Source organism: Parabacteroides caeci (genome assembly GCF_023656795.1).
GTDB lineage: Bacteria > Bacteroidota > Bacteroidia > Bacteroidales > Tannerellaceae > Parabacteroides > Parabacteroides segnis.
The window spans coordinates 84505-102218 of record NZ_JAMOKT010000013.1 but is presented as its reverse complement, the minus strand read 5'-3'; the positions used below and the strand labels follow the sequence as shown (position 1 = coordinate 102218).

Here is a 17714-nt window from a genome sequence, read left to right as displayed (position 1 = left end):
TTGTGATCTGGTGCAAATATAGAAAAAAAGGGCAGCTTTTACAAGCCACCCTTTTCTTATCTGTTATTCTGTCAGGTATTATAAACCTTGTCCGTGACAGTTTTTGTACTTCTTTCCGCTTCCGCAAGGACAAAGATCGTTACGGCCTACACGTTTTTCGGCGCGAACCGGTTCCTGTTTGGGCTGTTGCGGTGCACGTTCTTCCGGATCATTGTTTCCGCTGATATCGGTTTTCTCCGTACGGTAGCGGCTCATGTCCTGGCGTTGTTCCGGACCGGCCTGTTTTACTTCGATACGCTGGCGTTCGGCAGCTTGCTGAGCGGCTTGTGCAGCAGCCTGGCGCTGAGCCATTGCCTGTTTTTCTTCTTCTGTCGGTTCCTCACGTACCGGGATCTGTCCGCGCATCAGGACGGCGGCTGTCTTGCGGTTCATGGTGTCGACCATTGTCTTGAACAGGTTATATGATTCCAGCTTGTAGATCAGCAACGGGTCTTTGTTTTCGTAGCTGGCATTCTGTACCGAGTGGCGCAGTTCGTCCATTTCACGCAAGTGTTCTTTCCAAGCCTCGTCGATCGTATGCAGCACGATTGACTTCTGGAAGGATTTAGCGATTATCTTGCTTTCAGTTTCGTAGGCTTCTTTCAGGTTACATGAAACATTGTACATGCGTTTTCCGTCGGTTACCGGGATCATGATGTTTTCGTACATCGCACCCTGGTGTTCGTAAACCTGCTTGATAACCGGATTGGCTACCTGGGTCATACGTTCCATACGGCGTTTGAATGTCTGCAATGCGTTTTCGAACAATTTGTCTCCCAGCTGAGAGGCTTTCATGTTTTTGAACTCTTCTTCGGTGAACGGACTTTCCATGGCGAATGTTTTGAACAGTTCCAGCTTGAAACCTTCATAGTCGAGACCATCGGAGTGCTGTTCGGCGATAGCGATAGATGTATCGTAAATTGTGTTCAATACGTCCAGTCCGATACGTTCTCCCATCAGGGCGTGACGGCGGCGGGTATAGATTACGTTACGCTGTGAGTTCATTACGTCATCATATTCCAGCAAACGTTTACGGATACCGAAGTTGTTTTCTTCTACCTTCTTCTGTGCACGTTCCACTGACTTGCTCAGCATATTGTGTTCCAGCACTTCACCTTCTTTGAAGCCCAGCTTGTCCATCAGTCCGGCAATCTTGTCGGAAGCGAACAGACGCATCAGGTTATCTTCCAGTGATACATAGAATACAGAAGAACCCGGGTCACCCTGACGTCCTGCACGACCACGCAACTGGCGGTCTACACGACGGCTCTCGTGACGTTCCGTACCGATGATAGCCAAACCGCCTGCTGCCTTTACTTCAGCCGACAGCTTGATGTCGGTACCACGACCGGCCATGTTGGTTGCGATAGTTACCGTTCCGCTCTGACCTGCCAGGGCAACGATCTCGGCTTCTTTCTGGTGTAACTTCGCATTCAATACATTATGTTTGATCTTACGCAGGGTAAGCATACGGCTCAATAATTCCGAAATTTCTACGGAAGTCGTACCCACCAGTACCGGGCGTCCGGCTTCAACCAATGCGCTGATTTCTTCGATAACAGCAGCGTACTTTTCGCGTTTGGTCTTGTAGATACGGTCGTTCATATCGTTACGGGCAATCGGACGGTTGGTCGGGATCACTACGACATCCAGTTTATAGATGTCCCAGAATTCACCGGCTTCTGTTTCTGCCGTACCTGTCATACCTGACAGTTTGTGGTACATACGGAAGTAGTTCTGCAAAGTGATAGTTGCGAATGTCTGTGTGGCAGCTTCCACTTTTACGCCTTCCTTGGCTTCGATAGCCTGGTGCAAACCGTCGGAGTAACGGCGGCCGTCCATGATACGTCCGGTCTGTTCGTCGACGATCATGACCTTGTTGTCCATCACTACATATTCATCGTCTTTTTCAAACAAAGTGTAGGCTTTCAGCAACTGGTTGATTGTATGTACACGTTCGCTCTTGACAGAATAGTTAGCCAGGATTTCGTCTTTCTTAGCTTGCTTTTCTTCTTCCGTTCCCTTGAAGTTTTCCAACTGGGAAAGTTCGGAAGTGATATCCGGCAATACGAAGAATGTCGGGTCGTCGGAACGGCCGGTCAGCAGGTCGATACCCTTATCGGAAAGTTCGATACTGTTATTCTTTTCGTCGATCACGAAGTACAGTTCGTCAGTCGCTTCATGCATGTGGCGCATATTTTCAGACATAAAGTATTCTTCCGTCTTCAACATTTGTGCCTTGATACCCTGTTCGCTCAGGAATTTAATCAACGCTTTGTTACGTGGATATCCCTTGTATGAACGATATAATTGGATAGAACCTTCTTCTACTTCTTTCGGGTCGCTGCTGGCCATTTTCTTTTTGGCTTCGATCAGTAACTTGGAGCAAAGGTCTTTCTGTGCGTTTACAACGACTTCCACATTCGGGCGGAACTGTTCGAACAACTGTTCTTCGCCACGGGGTATCGGACCGGAAATGATCAATGGCGTACGGGCATCATCGATCAATACGGAGTCGACCTCGTCGACGATGGCATAGTTGTGTTTGCGCTGTACCAGATCGTTCGGACTGATCGCCATGTTATCACGCAGGTAGTCGAAACCGAATTCGTTGTTTGTACCGAAGGTGATGTCTGCATTGTAAGCCGCGCGGCGGGCATCCGAGTTAGGCTGGTGCTTGTCGATACAGTCTACGGAAAGTCCATGGAACATATAAAGCGGTCCCATCCATTCCGAGTCACGTTTTGACAGGTAGTCGTTCACGGTTACAACGTGTACGCCGTTACGGGTCAAGGCGTTCAGGAATACCGGTAGGGTTGCTACCAATGTTTTACCTTCACCGGTTGCCATTTCGGCGATTTTACCTTTATGAAGAACGACACCACCGAACAACTGAACGTCGTAGTGTACCATGTCCCAGGTAATTTCGTTACCGCCGGCCTTCCAGTGGTTCAGGAAGATAGCCTTGTCGCCTTCGATACGGACAAAATCGTGTTTGGTTGCCAGGTCGCGGTCGAAATCGGTAGCGGTAACCACTACTTCTTCGTTTTCCGTGAAGCGGCGGGCTGTTTCCTTCATGATAGAGAATACTTCCGGAAGAGATTCTTCCAGGACCACTTCCATCTTGTCGGTGATAGCCTTTTCAATTTTATCTACTTCTGCCCAGATGGCTTCACGTTCTTCCAGTTCTTTATCATCGATGCCTTTACGGAGGTCTTCCACCTGTTTCCGTTCATCGGCTACATAGTCCTGAATACGTTGTTTGATTTCATCTGTTTTTGCTCTCAACTCATCGTTTGAAAGCTTCTGGATTGACGGATATACGGCCTTGATCTTATCCACGTATGGAGTGATCTCTTTCAGGTCTCGCTGCGACTTATTGCCGAACAGCTTCGTCATAAATTCATTAAATCCCATGATATATATTAATTTATTTATTTCGTAAAGTGATTATTTGCTGACGATCGGATTTAATTGATCACCGGAATGATATATCATTATCAAATTCCGTGCCAAAGTAAATACTTGTCAAATTCTGTTTATTCCAGGGATGGGAGGTTAACAATAATACCAGTGACCGGTCAAGATCTCATTTTTTGATCGTCAACTCCCAAAGAGGTAAACTCTGGGATGCATTCGGTGGCCGTATCCTCAGCACATGGGTTACCGTGGGGGCTACCTCTGTGGCTTTTACTTCGCGGTAGATATGTTCCGGTTTGATGCCGTTACCCATAAATACCAACGGGGTAATTACTGCGTTATTACGAATTATTTTTACCTTTTCTTTCGGGTTGTCGTTATTGATGATCCAGCCGGGTTGCAGTTCGATGATCAGGTCGCCGCGTTTCAGATGGTGCGTTCCCTGACGGAATTTAACCGTTCCTTCGTTCCATTCACCGGCAAGTAGGGCATGGTCGGTGGTTACATGCTGTACACCGCTGAATTCCATCAGGAATTCGGCAGCTTTATCCTGTATCGTTCTCAGGTCGAGTTTGGCGTCTTCGATAGCTTTGCGGTTCAGGTAAATCTGGTTATTATAGAAACCTTTCACCCAACTGCTTTGCTGCCCGTATATCGCCATCAGATACATGTTAAGCAGGGCGACGCAACGTTTCGGATGGAATTCTCCACCGTTTATCAGTAGTCCGTCTGCATATTCTTCTTCGCTGGTATAATAACCGGAGCCGGTGAATACGACGAGGGTATTAGCCAGGCCGACCTTTTTATCGATGGCATCCAAAAACTGTTCCAGGTCTTTATCCAGCTGATAATATGTATCCTGAATCTCCCGGGTATAGTCCTTGTTCATGATTCCTTTGTAGTTACCCGCATAATAGGTAACCGACAACATATCCGGACAACTTCGTGTGCCGAATGCACCGTATTCAAGGAATTGCAGGGCCAGCCGGTTAATCTCTTTATTAATGAAAGGGGTCGTTTTCAGCTTCGGAAAACAATCGTTTGTCTTTTCATTAAATGTGTATTTGAAAGGAATATCATCCAATACGTAAGGGAAAGCATTGTACTTGTCCAACGGAAGGGTAGGAGTCCACACCATCTGCTCCAGACGTGCTGACAAAGATTCCACTCCATTATTATAACGGTCCACATACCAGGGAAGACCTTTATAATAGGTGGTCGTCGCCCATTTCCCGTTCATGTCGTCCATCCAGAATGCTCCGTTTGCCGCATGACCGGCAGAAAGGATTGCACTCTCCGCGTCGGGGGCAATGGCATACACGTCGCTTCTGCCTTTGGATGCAATCTTCAGTTCGTCTCCGATTGTGGAGCTGAACATCTTTTTAGGAGAATAATTTTCGCGGGTATAATTACCGATATAATCTTTGTCGTAAAGGATAGAGACTTCTTTATCATTCTCGAAGTCGTAGTATTTACTTCCTGTAACCCCATGGAAACAAGGGTTGCTTCCGGTAAACAGCGTTGCGAAGGCGCTAGCCTGGTCGATGTCGGAAAATTCGAATTTGATATTGTTGTAAACCAATCCTTCGTTCATCAACCGTTTGAAACCGCGTTCACCGAATGTATTGTAGAAGTATTCTATATAATCGCCTCTCAGTTGGTCCACGGTGATGCAAACCACAAGTTTGGGGGTACGTTGTTGTGCCTCCAGGTTAGTGACTACCAGGATTGCAATAAGCGACGTTATTATTTTTCTCATCCGATTTTCCATCATATATTCAAGCTATACGCTTCATTTTCCTTTTATTGGCATATTGGCACATTCTTTAATTGCCATATTACCCCTGTATATACCGTATCCGGAACGTAGCCAAAGCGTGGCAACAAGCGGGATAAAAGCTATATTTAAGTGTTGCGGAATGAAATACCAACCCGCCAACAGCAGCGTAAGCGCCGCAAAGTTAATAAAATGATAATAATATGCAGCCTTTCCGAACTTTTTTACTGCAAACAAAATAACAGCGATAAGGGCGAAAGGTTGTAACCACACGATCGACCAGTTCGGCCAGATGCAAGGATGAGTCGATATAAAACAAAGGAAGAACAATACCGTACCCGCCAGTCCTGCAAGGAAAAAGAGGATACAATCCACCAGTCGGAAATATGTTTTTTTCTTCCATTCAATGAATGTGATTGCTGCTATCAGCAGGAAAAAAATCATGCTGCATAACATAGGCGTAAACCATATCTTACTGCCATTATTGTCGTCTGTCAGTTGTTCAGCCAGCCGGTTTGTCTGTTTTATCAGTTTCCTTTCTCTTCCGTCGGGGTTCACGATTGTTGCTTTTTCGAATTCATCTTTCAGGTAAAGCGGCAGGAACATCATTTCATGCGGGGTGGCGATCCGGTCGGTCGGGCTTCCGAGTGCCAGGTCGCATCCGAATGTCAGCCAGGGATGATTACGCGTGCAATAATTTATAAGGTCGCGGAATGTTTGAGGTTCGGGCGGGTTGTTATATTGCACTTTCCCGTCTACCTGTTCCTCCACAATGGCTACCGGACGAGTCGCGCAATTGTCGAAAAAGAAATTGTATCGGTAAACGGCGTTTTCCGGTTGTACATTCGTTATCAGGGCATTCCATATCTTATGGGTTTCTTCGGGGGTGAGGTTGAGTACCTGTTCGGTCACTTCACTACCCCGCATCTGATATTCTATTATATAATGTGAAAAATTATAGGCTGCCAGTTTATAATCGGTTTCTCCTTTTGTAAAACGATAGATGAAGTTGGGTTTTGAGAAATCGAAGATACCATAATTGAAAACTACATCGAGTTTATGTAAAGTATCTTTTACCCGTATGGCCGTATGTCCGTACACGGTATACACTTCATCGTCGGATGGAGCTGCCGTCAATATGCTTATCTGCGCTTCGTCGCTTAATCCGGTTTGTGCCTTTGCCGGAATCAAGCAAAGGAACAGGAAAAGCAGAAGCAGGTTCTTTTTCATACGATATTTGTTTTTACCGTACAAAGGTAGGGGTTTTGCTTTGAAAATTAAAATTGAGAATTGAAAATTAAGTATTAACTGTAATATATATAGTTGTATATATGATAAAGGTATACTTTTTTCAATTCTCAAAGCAGCTTATTCTCTTTTGAATAGTGAAACGATCCATAGTAAAACGATTGCGCCGATGGTTGACATCACCAGGCTGCCGATCACTCCGTTTACACTCAGTCCCAGCAGGCCGAATAGCCATCCACCTAATACGCCACCGATAATACCGACTATCAGGTTTACAATCAACCCGAATCCACTCCCTTTCAATATTTTCCCGGCCAGGAAGCCTGCCAGGATACCAATAATAATCGAACCGATAATTCCCATAATAACTTAATTTAGTGTTCTGATTAATAAACAAGGGATAGGGAGTTTATGTTTAAACGAATTGATGGTTAGGTATTACTCGATCAGAAAGGTGTTGTAATTTACATTTTGATTTCCATTTCCATTTTCCGGGGTTTTCGTTACATAAACCGGAGTTTCTGTTGCAATAACCGGGGTTTCTGCAACAATAACCCCTTCATTTGCCCAATTATCCGGTATTTCGAGAGCCGGGTCGATCTTTATGATTCTTTTACTGATCTTTCTGAGGCGTCTCTGTATCGTCAGAAGACATCTTTTTCAGACACCTTCTTTTTATAGCAATACATACAAAATCCCGAATTGCCATTTTGATAGCAAATAGCGGTTTTCAAAGCTACTTTGATATGTTAAAAAATATTACCCGGTGGGGTATTTTATTTTACCCGGTATATTAATCCGATTTACCTGGTAGAGTAATGTCATTTTGATAGTTGGAGAAAACAAAAATAGAAATACATCTTCATTTGTCGGAAGGCGATTTAGAAACTACTAAATGATATCCTACTCCACGAATATTTTCAATAGACAAAAATGGTATTTTTGTTTGTAATTCTTTCTCCAATTTTCCAATTTGTATACTTATTGTTGCATTACTTAAATTCTCATTATTCCATATATCTACTTTTAACTGATCATACACAACACAGACATCCTTGTTTTTAACAAATAGAGCAAATAACTTTAAATTCAACCCCTTCAAACGTAATACTATTTCATCATCACACTTAACTTCGCCACTTATTTCATCCAGAAGAATTGTATCTGTAACGCTTAGCCACTCTCTGGTTGTTTGTTCTACATGTTTGATAATATCAGATCCCTTATTTTTCGGAAAAAGAATTCTACCTCTTTTCCGGATAAACGGACTTATCGTAAATAGTATTAGCACCAATAAAGCAATAGCCAAAATTGATACCAAAAACCAGAATAAGAATAAGTGCTGCGCCTTCTTTAACAAATAAGAGAATGGACATTGAATAAAGCCCTGCAAACCTAAAGTAAAATTGTAAACCGGCATTTCTATTTTTTTCATCGGTAAATCGACATATAAAAAGATAAAAGGGATGTCTTTACTGTAAGTAACCACATCAGCCGATTTATCTGGGAAATCTTTTCCTATAGATTTTACAACAGTTTTAGCAGAAATGCCAGCTCGTTGTAAAACAATCTGAAACAAACTATCAATGGCCGAAACTTGCACGGGAGTACAATCACTGAGATAATGCTGCATCAGGTTATACTTATTGGATGCATTCGACGTTAATTCTTTTCTTTGGGCATCTATTCCCGCTGACGTCTGAATATAGGTAGAATCCAAATGAAACTGCTCCTTTTTCACCCTCTTATAAACAACTTTTTCATTTTTTATCCGCGCATCAACATCCATATTCACTACTTCTTCAAAAATATCATACGCTTCTATCTTTATTTCGTTATATACCTTATAATAGAGTATGCCTCCGCTCAGGATTACCGACAAAATAAAAAATGCCCAATATAGACTCATGTTTTTTTCCATAGATTCAATCTGTTTATTTCAACAAAAATATGAATATTTTTTTCAACAATAAGCTTTAATCTTAAATATAAAATATGCTCAATTCATGCAAAGCCATAAACAAAACATTATCAAACGGAAAACAGGTTCTTGCATATTATATGCATATAAACTGCATATCTTTTGCATCCATCCATCTCCATACTATACTAATCGTCAACCAGTAAAAATGACAAGATCTTTGATTTTCATTACCTCAAAAGAGTAAACGCACTTGCTTTTTCAAATAAATAGCCCTATCTTCGTCAAAACTTAAATACAATAAATGATGAGAAAAAAAACATTTAAACTAACATTAGGACTGATATCCTTTATTGCTGCCACTTATTTATATACGACACAAAGCAATGAAAACGACATGACAGAATTGACATTTGCAAACATCGAAGCCCTGGCAAATCCTGAAGATGAATATATAGATGTTCTGTGCTTGGGAGAAGGTTCCGTTGATTGTTATGGAGATTGGGTTAAAAGAAAATATATCAATTGTAGATAGATGAAGTATCCTTTATCCATATTATTAATAGGTATTAGTTATCTGACCGCCTGTTCGAGTTCTCCGGATTCGCACTTTCCAAGATACTCGGATTTTCCCAAAACCAAGGCGCTCAGTGCACAGGTAATCAACCTGGATACTATCCTGTTCCGCTACCCCTTCCGGGTAGCGGTCAGGGACAGTATCGCTGTTGTCATGGACCTACATAATATGGACCATTATTTACATGCATTTACCTATCCGGGATGGAAACACATCGCCTCATTCGGTAGACGTGGAGAGGCTCCACAAGAAATGCTATCGGCTATCAACATCCAATTCAACTCCTTAGATTCTTTATGGGCACTCGATGCCAATAAGATGGAGATTACACGTTGGAAAATCTCTTCGACTAACGGTTCAGCGGAACGGGTCGAAGAGATCAAATTAGATAAGAAATTAGTCCGTTCGCTCGACTTTCATACGATGGAATCGGGATTTTTAGTTCCCGACTACATGGGTGAGCACCGTTTTTGGGAAGTAGATGGCAATGGTAAAGCCATCCAAAACCACGGCACTATTCCCAGCGAAGCAGCAGAAGAAGAGACATCGCGTCCGGCATTGGCACAAGCTTGGCGTCCCTTCATGGACTATAATCCCGATAATGGTATATTGGCAATGGTCACCCAATTGGGAGAAACACTGGAAATTTACAATTTAAAAGACAGTACGCATCTAGTTTTATATGGCCCAAACGGAGAGCCCGAGTTCAAAACAGCGCGTGACGGTTCAGGTGTCCCGGACGGAATTATGGGATTCAATGATATAAAAGTTACCGACAAATACATTTATGCGGTATTTCAGGGAATGAAGTTAAAAGATGATTTGGCAGCCTATAAGCAGGGAAAAGAACTGGAAGACGGAGGCAGATTTATTTATGTTTTCGACCTGAAAGGAAATCCGGTACAAAAATATACCCTTGACCATGCGATACATGGCATTGATGTAAACGAAAAAACAAATACGATTGTCGCCACCGAGGTGAAAAGCGATGACCCGATTATAGAATTTAAGATTTAGCAAACGATATGAAAGCCTTTTGTCTTTACATATTATTAATAGCAACCACCTTCTTTTCCTGCCACAATAAGCAGAAAGAGAAGGAAAATAAGATTGCGCATCTGGTCAGCGAATGGCAAGGGAAACAAATACAGTTCCCTGAAAACCTGACCTTCACACGCTATCTGACAGATACTACGGATTTCCAAATCCCACAATCTGAATACAAGGTATTAATATATGTAGACTCTATCGGTTGCACCAGTTGCAAACTGCAACTTCATAAATGGAAGGAACTGATCGAATATACTGATTCAGTAACACAAGGAAAAGTTCCTTTCCTCTTCTTCATGCATCCTAAAGATGCGAAGGAAATACGTTACCTCCTGAAACGAGACGCATTCGATCGCCCTATCTGTATTGATATAGACGATCGACTAAACAAACTGAACAAATTCCCGGCAGACATAACTTTCCAGACATTCCTGCTAGATAAGGACAATAAAGTCACTGTATTAGGGAATCCGGTACATAACACAGATGTTAAAGAACTGTATCTGAAACAGATTACAGGTAAGGACAGTCCGAACAAAAATATACCGAAAACAACAGCCGAAACAACAAAGACAGAAATCGACTTCGGTACTTTCGACAAATCGGAAGTAAAGGAGACGACCATAGAAATAAAAAACATCGGGGACAATCCCCTTGTGATAGTGGACGTAAGTACCACCTGCGGCTGCACAGCAGCCACCTATGACAAACGACCTGCAAAACCCGGAGAAACTCTTTGGGTAGGAATTAAGATGACACCGAAAGACACAGGTCTCTTCGATGAAGTCGTTACGATCAAGTACAATAGTATTAACAATCAACCTGTCAAGGTAAAGATAAAGGGGAATGTTCGGTGATCGAACGAATGGGAGTTTGCTGCACAACCGCAAAATAGTACAAGCAAACCCCCGGAGACCCCGAAAAGGAGGTGTATGATGGTAATATAACCGACAAAACAGAATGATACAGGTGCCATTCGACTATCTAAATCCGAAGAAGAGTAGGCAAAGATAGAAAATAACCCGATCAAATAACAAATAAAAAGATTAAGATATGAAACTTAAGATTTTTTTGGCAGTTCTGTTTACTGCCATAGCTCTTGCAGCAGGCTGGAATTACAGCCAGAGTCAGAACGAGGTGGAACTCTCTGACTTGGCTTTAGCTAACGTGGAGGCGTTAGCTAGATGGGAAGAAGAAGGGTGGGGCCCCACGGTTGTAAAAGATTGTTATACTGCTTTTAGTGGTTATGATAGTAATATTTATTTGACTTGTAGCCAATATTCATCTGATACATCTGTTCACTACCCTTGTGGAGCTGCCACGTCACAAAAGCCAGCATGGGGTGTTACTTTGGTTGGAAAATGCTATACATATATTTAGTAAACAAGAATTGACACCAATATATTAGTAAAAATTTGAAATGTTTCTCCTAGGAAATAACAATATATAAATGATAAATTAATTGTTTTTATAAAGTAGTTTTCTAGGATATAACAATAGCTAATATTTTTAACAATAGAAGATTTATGAATAAAATAACAGGTTATATTTTACTATCGTTCATACTATTGATTGGTTGTAAAAAATATGAAAATAATAAGTTTACGACAAAATATATAAAAGAAGAGGCTGTAGAATATTCTTTATCACCTCAGTTACTTCCAATTGATATTTTGAATCCAACAGGAATAGTAGCAATTGATACATTCTTAGTATTTGTTCAACGACATGAGAATAAAATAATAAAAGTATACAGTGTTAATGATTACAAGATACTGGGAAATTTTCTTCGCAAAGGTAATGGACCTAATGAAATCGTTTTATTTACACGATTTAATCAGTTTTTTCAACAAAATAATGAATCTTTACTTTGGATACAATCCTATCCGAACTTTATGGGGTTATTAAATATCAACAAATCAATAAAAAACAACAATACTTTTTTTGGGAAGAAAGTTGATTTCACAAAAAGCAATGATATGAAAAATATATTTGAGGAATCTAATGCTGTTTTTGAATTAAGTGATTCTGTTTTTTTATTAACTAAAGATCCTATAAGATCTCAAACTTTTAAAGAAAACACAAATCCGTTTTATGTAAAACTAAATTATTGCTCAAATATAGTTTATGATACAATTTATATTAACAATTTGAAAGGTATAAATTTTGAAAATAATTTAATATACAGTGCTTATCCTGTAATCAAACCAAACAGAGATAAAATAGCATTATTTTATACTTATATGGATGCTATAATAATAATTGATCTGAACACGAAAAATAAAACAAAAATAGGATTATCAAATATGGGATTAAATACAAAATATGCAATTGAACAAAAAAAGCAAATACATTATGAGGCATTTGCTACTGACTCACTTCTTTTTGGACTAAGAAAAGACAAAAACAATAATTCTGTTTTATATACTTACGATTGGAACGGAGTTTTTAAATATAAACTATATTTGAATGCCAATGTACTGTATTTTTCTATTAATGAGAAGAATAAAACATTATATGGCATAGATGAGGATGATCATATTCTTGCATATGATCTAAAAGATATATAAGAAAAATAGGAAAGCATCTATTGATCATAGTCATATTTACACGTGCAAATAGCAAGTTCAACTGATACAACACAAACATACGATCAAATATCCGCTAATGCATTATTATGGTTCACTATTCCGGAAAGGATCGTTAACCAACGGATATTTTTTATTGAAAACGACAGTATAAAAAGCTATTAATTCGATGAAAGAGCATAGAAAAATACATACCCTGATCAACAAAGCCGTCAATATAGTCTTCTGGCTATGTATGACAGTTACTCTATGGCTTGTTTTACAGGTATTTGTCTTTGCCTCTTTCAAAATCCCCAGCGATTCGATGGAACCGGGATTAATTACAGGAGACAATATACTTGTCTGGAAACCGACCGTCGGACCTCGCATATTCAACCTGTTTGCCTCCATGCGAAACGAACAAACAGAGATTTATCGCATTCCCGGTTTCAAAAAGATAAAACGCAATGATATTCTGGTTTTCAATTTTCCGCATCCAAACAGTTGGGATAAAATTGAAATGCATATACTCAAATATTACATCAAACGGTGTGTCGGAATACCGGGAGATACCCTATCCATCCGAAACGGATTCTTTCATGTGGAAGGCGTACAAACTTCCGGTTATATAAAAAACTGATCGAATGGGAACAATAGGGTAGTCTTCAATACAAGGATTCTACGACTTTTCTTAATGGAAAGCCGATCTACGGATATCGTTTCCAAGAAAACTATTATTTCATGGCTGGCGACAAAGGCATGAACTCACAGGATTCACGCTATTGGGGATTACTACCTGAAGAATATACTGTCGGGAAAGCATGGATTATCTGGAAGTCGGTAGACCCATATACGGAATAAATTCAGATGGGACAGATTTCTGATATAAACTGGTTACAACTCGCTGTTAGCGGGATTTTTCGGCTGTGCATCGTTTTGGTCACAGGTAGAAATACAATTGCTTGGATAACTCTTTTTTTCAGTTTGTGCTGCCTGTATAGGTGTTATTTCACCAATTTTGCTTTTCTTTGCGGAAAATTTCAGTCACGTGAATTTAATTATAGAACAAGGAAACACCTCTTCAAAAGTTGCGGTATACAACAAGAAGCACATGGAAGCCTCTTTTGTATATAAGAAATTCGATGTTGATGAATTGGAGTCTCTCTTTGGGAAATACGATTTTGAACATGGAATATTGTCGACTGTGATAGGCAAAAATGAAGTGCTGAATGATTACCTGCGTGGTAAGCTCCGGCGCTTTATCTTTTTGGATGAAACTGTAAAGTTGCCTATAACGGTTCAATATGAAACGCCCGAAACTTTGGGAAAAGACCGGTTGGCTGCGGCTGTCGGTGCCAATTACCTGGAACCGGGAAAAGACCTGCTTGTCATTGATGCTGGCACAGCAATTACTTACGAATTGATTGAGGCCTCGGGTGCTTATCTGGGAGGGAATATCTCTCCGGGAATGACTACCCGTTTCAAGGCTTTGAACTTTTATACAAAAAAACTACCTTTGGTGACGGAACAGGAGGAAGTCCCTTTATTGGGTACCAATACCGAGAGTGCTATCCAGGCAGGAGTAGTGAATGGGATAGTCTACGAGATGGACGGGTATATCGAGAAGTTACGGATAAAATATCCTAACCTTTTGGTTTTTTTAACAGGCGGTCATTCGTTTTATTTTGAAAGCCGACTAAAAAACTCCATCTTTGCAGACATTAATTTAGTGTTGACAGGATTAAACAGAATCTTAGAGTATAATGTTGAAGATTAATAAGCTACTAATAGCAAGCATTCTTATATTGACACAGTTGTCGCTAGCGGCACAAAATAATACTAACTCGCCCTATACCCGTTTTGGGTATGGTGAATTAGCGGATCGTTCATTCGGAGCCGGACGGGCAATGGGTGGCGTTGGTTTCGGATTAAGATCGTCGAAACAGATCAACCCGATGAACCCGGCATCGTACAGTTGTATGGATTCATTGACATTTTTGTTTGATTTTGGTGCTTCAGGTCAGCTTTCATGGTTTGATGACGGAGTCAATAAACAGCACAATATTAATGGGAATGTGGAGTATATTGCAATGCAGTTCCCGATACATAAACGTATTGCGATGAGTGTGGGTATTTTACCTTACTCATATGTCGGATATAGTTTTGGTGCCCGGAGAACATCTGAAGGTGGATTTAATTATGTGGAAACATTTAATGGTTCCGGCGGATTAAACGATTTGTATGCAGGTTTGTCTATAGATATATGGAAGAAGCGTCTTTCTGTCGGAGCGAATGTCGGATATCTTTTTGGAAACATCAAGCATGAGCAGAGTTCTATTGTAGGACAGGGTTCAGAACGGAACACGATTCGTAATCAGAATCTGGAAGTACGGGATATAAAACTGGACTTTGGTGTTCAGTATACCCACCCGATCAGTAAAACAGAAAATGTTACATTCGGGTTGGCCTTTTCTCCCAAAAACCGTTTGAATGCGACTTATATTAATATGACTTATGCGGCAACCAGTTCCGGTTCTGCCGAGATCGTAGCTTCGGATACGACAAAGAGTAAAGCATTTGATATACCGAACTCGATTGGTTTTGGTGCATCATATGTGAAAAATAATAAGATGACATTAGCTGCGGATGTACTGTATGAAACATGGGATAAAGCGTATTATGATGATTCAAAAGATAGTTTTAAGAACCGTGTTCGGGTTGCAGCCGGAGGCGAGTTTATTCCAAATTATCAGAATCGTAATTTTTTCGGTCGGGTAAGATACCGCGCAGGTGCCCATTATAGCAATTCCTATCTGATGATAAATAATACAGATGATGCAGCATATAAAGGTAATGGCTATAATGAATATGGTGTGAGTGTCGGTTTTGGATTACCGTTGGTTGATAACCGTTCGTTGGTAAATGTGTCTTTTGAATACACGAAGATTAACCCAAGTGGTAAAAACATGATTGATGAACAGTATTTCCGTTTTACTGTTAATTACACATTCAATGAAATGTGGTTCTGGAAGAAAAAGGTAGATTAATTTAAATTGCTAACTTAAATTAAAACAGATATGAAAATAAAGGTATTATTAATTGCGGCTGCATGCTCTATGGGAGCACTAGGCGCGTATGCACAGAAAGGAGTAGATAATGGAACACAATTTGGATCTGGTGAGGACAGTATCCGTTGTATAACCAATATCAGCTTGTTCGTTCCTTATGCTAAGGCAGGGAATTTTAAGGATGCATATGATTTTTGGAAAATTGTTTACGATGAATGTCCTGCTGCAACAAAGGATATTTATCTGCATGGTGTAAAGATCATGGCATGGAAGATTGCCAATGAAAAAGATCCGGCAAAGAAAGCTGCTTTGATCGATGATCTGATGGGAGTATATGACAAACGTGTGAAATATTTCGGTGATGACAAACGTTATGGTAAAGACTGGATCGTTTCCCGTAAGGCACAGGATTATATCCAGCAAATGGGAGATAAAGCCGATTATAATAAATTGTATAATTGGTTGGGTGAAATCATCAACGAATATGGAGACAATACGGAAGCATTAGGTGTTTCTTTGTATATGTTTGCTTCTTACCAGAAGATGGCTGATGATCCTAATCACAAAGGACAATATGTTGAAGATTATCTGAAAGCATCTAAAATCCTGGATACTCAGTTGCAGGCTGCACAGGCTGCTAACAATGAAAAAGAAGTTAACAACCTGACAACATTCAAAACCAGTGTGAACGGTGCGTTTGCAAACAGTGGTGCTGCCGATTGCGAAACATTGCAGAACCTGTATGCTCCGAAAGTTGAAGAAAGCAAGAGTGATCTGGCTGCTTTAAAAGAAATCGTTTCTCTGTTGAGACGTGTTCGTTGCCAGGAAATCGATGCATTCTTTGCAGCAGCAGCCTATGCTTATGAACTTGAGCCGAGTGCAGATGCCGCTATCGGTATCGCTAAACGTGCTGTAAAGAATAAAGAATATGACACAGCTGTCAAATATTTTGAAGAAGCTGCCAATATGGAAACAGACCCTTCTTCAAAAGCTGAAGATTATTATATGATCGCAGTGATTAATCTGGATCAGAAAAATTATTCAAAAGCAAGGGAATATGCAAAGAAAGCAGCAGCTACAAATACTAGCTATGGTCAGCCGTACATCCTGATTGGCCAGATGTATGCTGCTACAGTTAAGAATGTATTTCCGAATGACGGTGTTTTGGCAAGAGCTGCCTACAATGTGGCAATCGACCAGTGGGAAAAAGCAAAACAGGTTGATGAAAGCTGTGTAGAGGAAGCTAATAAATTGATCGGTACTTATCGTGCTCATTTACCTTCTACAGAGGAAATTTTCATGCATCCGGATCTGGAAAAGGGTAAATCGTTTACTGTAGGTGGTTGGATCGGTGAGACAACAAGAATCAGATAATTATGACGGAAACGCGTTTTCTTTGTAAAACGAACAAATATGGCATAACAACTACTTTCGCGGTAGTTGTTATGCTTCTTTTATTTATGGCTTCCTGTGGCAAGGAGAATAAAGAAGTGGTGGAAGTAACCTTCGATCCGGAAAATACCTATACGCTGAGAACGACCGATGTCTCCAGTCTTATCTCTGATTCCGGTATCACCCGTTACCGGATGAACGCGAAAGAGTGGTTGGTGTTCGGAAAAGCCAAGGAGCCTTACAGCTATTTTCCCCAGGGTGTTTACGTGGAGAAATTTGATTCCTTGTTTAATGTAGAAGCAAGTGTAAAAGCAGATACTGCTTATTATTGGGATAAGAAAGGGCTGTATAAGCTGATTGGTCATGTGAGTATATTAAGCCAGGAAGGTAAAAAGTTGGATACTTCAATACTGTATTTCGACCAGAAAGAAGACCAAATTTACACAGATGAATACTTTGAGCTGGAAGAAGGGGATAAGATTATCACCGGCATCGGATTTAAGTCGAACCAGAACATGACGAAATATAAGATATTTAATTCGCAGGGAACATTTCCTGTCAGCGATACAGCACGTGATACTTCGCGTGTGAATACTGCAACCGGCGATTCTGTGGCTGTGAATATAGCAAAGCCGGATTCAATAAAATAGAACTG

Annotated in this window: 14 protein-coding genes and 1 pseudogene; 10 read left to right on the top strand and 5 right to left on the bottom strand. The window is 40.6% G+C overall.

All coding sequences use genetic code 11. The features are described 5' to 3' along the window. Positions 1–78 precede the first annotated feature (78 nt). From secA to NBH15_RS09135, 5 genes are all read right to left on the bottom strand, one after another. Entirely contained in the window at positions 79–3456 is a 3378-nt protein-coding gene (secA, locus tag NBH15_RS09155) for a preprotein translocase subunit SecA (protein WP_244050891.1), read from the bottom strand. Positions 3457–3628: 172 nt separating this feature from the next. Beyond that, positions 3629–5218: an alkaline phosphatase family protein gene (locus NBH15_RS09150; protein ID WP_010802433.1), complete on the bottom strand. Its 1590-nt coding sequence runs from the start codon at positions 5216–5218 to the stop codon at positions 3629–3631. Between the two features lie 33 nt (positions 5219–5251). Continuing rightward, positions 5252–6466: a lipoprotein N-acyltransferase Lnb domain-containing protein gene (locus NBH15_RS09145; protein WP_250822516.1), complete on the bottom strand. Its 1215-nt coding sequence runs from the start codon at positions 6464–6466 to the stop codon at positions 5252–5254. Between the two features lie 138 nt (positions 6467–6604). Further along, positions 6605–6847 (bottom strand): GlsB/YeaQ/YmgE family stress response membrane protein, encoded by a 243-nt coding sequence (locus NBH15_RS09140; protein WP_007658943.1) that lies wholly within the window; start codon positions 6845–6847, stop codon positions 6605–6607. A gap of 499 nt (positions 6848–7346) precedes the next feature. Then, positions 7347–8405: a winged helix-turn-helix domain-containing protein gene (locus NBH15_RS09135; RefSeq protein ID WP_250822515.1), complete on the bottom strand. Its 1059-nt coding sequence runs from the start codon at positions 8403–8405 to the stop codon at positions 7347–7349. Positions 8406–8712: 307 nt separating this feature from the next. On the opposite strand from NBH15_RS09135, the gene NBH15_RS09130 reads away from it, so the two are divergent. The 10 genes and pseudogenes from NBH15_RS09130 (at position 8713) to lptC (ending at position 17709) form a co-directional block, all read left to right on the top strand. Then, a complete protein-coding gene (locus tag NBH15_RS09130) occupies positions 8713–8940 on the top strand; it encodes an NVEALA domain-containing protein (RefSeq protein ID WP_250822514.1) in 228 nt (75 codons plus the stop codon). Then, positions 8941–9999, top strand: coding sequence for a BF3164 family lipoprotein (locus tag NBH15_RS09125; protein ID WP_250822513.1), 1059 nt, complete (start codon positions 8941–8943; stop codon positions 9997–9999). Positions 10000–10007: 8 nt separating this feature from the next. Further along, positions 10008–10889, top strand: a complete 882-nt coding sequence (locus NBH15_RS09120; RefSeq protein ID WP_250822512.1) for a DUF1573 domain-containing protein — start codon at positions 10008–10010, stop codon at positions 10887–10889. 196 nt (positions 10890–11085) lie between these two features. Further along, entirely contained in the window at positions 11086–11412 is a 327-nt protein-coding gene (locus NBH15_RS29215) for an NVEALA domain-containing protein (RefSeq protein ID WP_007658930.1), read from the top strand. Positions 11413–11558: 146 nt separating this feature from the next. After that, the gene (locus NBH15_RS09110) at positions 11559–12602 is read left to right on the top strand and encodes a hypothetical protein (RefSeq protein WP_250822511.1); all 1044 of its coding nucleotides are present in this window, start codon (positions 11559–11561) and stop codon (positions 12600–12602) included. Between the two features lie 187 nt (positions 12603–12789). Further along, positions 12790–13488, top strand: a pseudogene (gene lepB / locus NBH15_RS09105) (signal peptidase I). A gap of 159 nt (positions 13489–13647) precedes the next feature. Then, positions 13648–14376, top strand: coding sequence for a type III pantothenate kinase (locus NBH15_RS09100; protein ID WP_187386414.1), 729 nt, complete (start codon positions 13648–13650; stop codon positions 14374–14376). Further along, positions 14363–15646: a BamG family beta-barrel-assembly machinery protein gene (gene bamG, locus NBH15_RS09095; protein WP_007658923.1), complete on the top strand. Its 1284-nt coding sequence runs from the start codon at positions 14363–14365 to the stop codon at positions 15644–15646. Before NBH15_RS09100 ends, bamG begins: the two co-directional genes overlap by 14 nt. Before the next feature lie 30 nt (positions 15647–15676). Next, a complete protein-coding gene (locus NBH15_RS09090; protein WP_010802438.1) occupies positions 15677–17041 on the top strand; it encodes a tetratricopeptide repeat protein in 1365 nt (454 codons plus the stop codon). Between the two features lie 2 nt (positions 17042–17043). Continuing rightward, a complete protein-coding gene (lptC, locus tag NBH15_RS09085; RefSeq protein ID WP_007658920.1) occupies positions 17044–17709 on the top strand; it encodes an LPS export ABC transporter periplasmic protein LptC in 666 nt (221 codons plus the stop codon). The last annotated feature ends 5 nt before the right edge of the window (positions 17710–17714 follow it).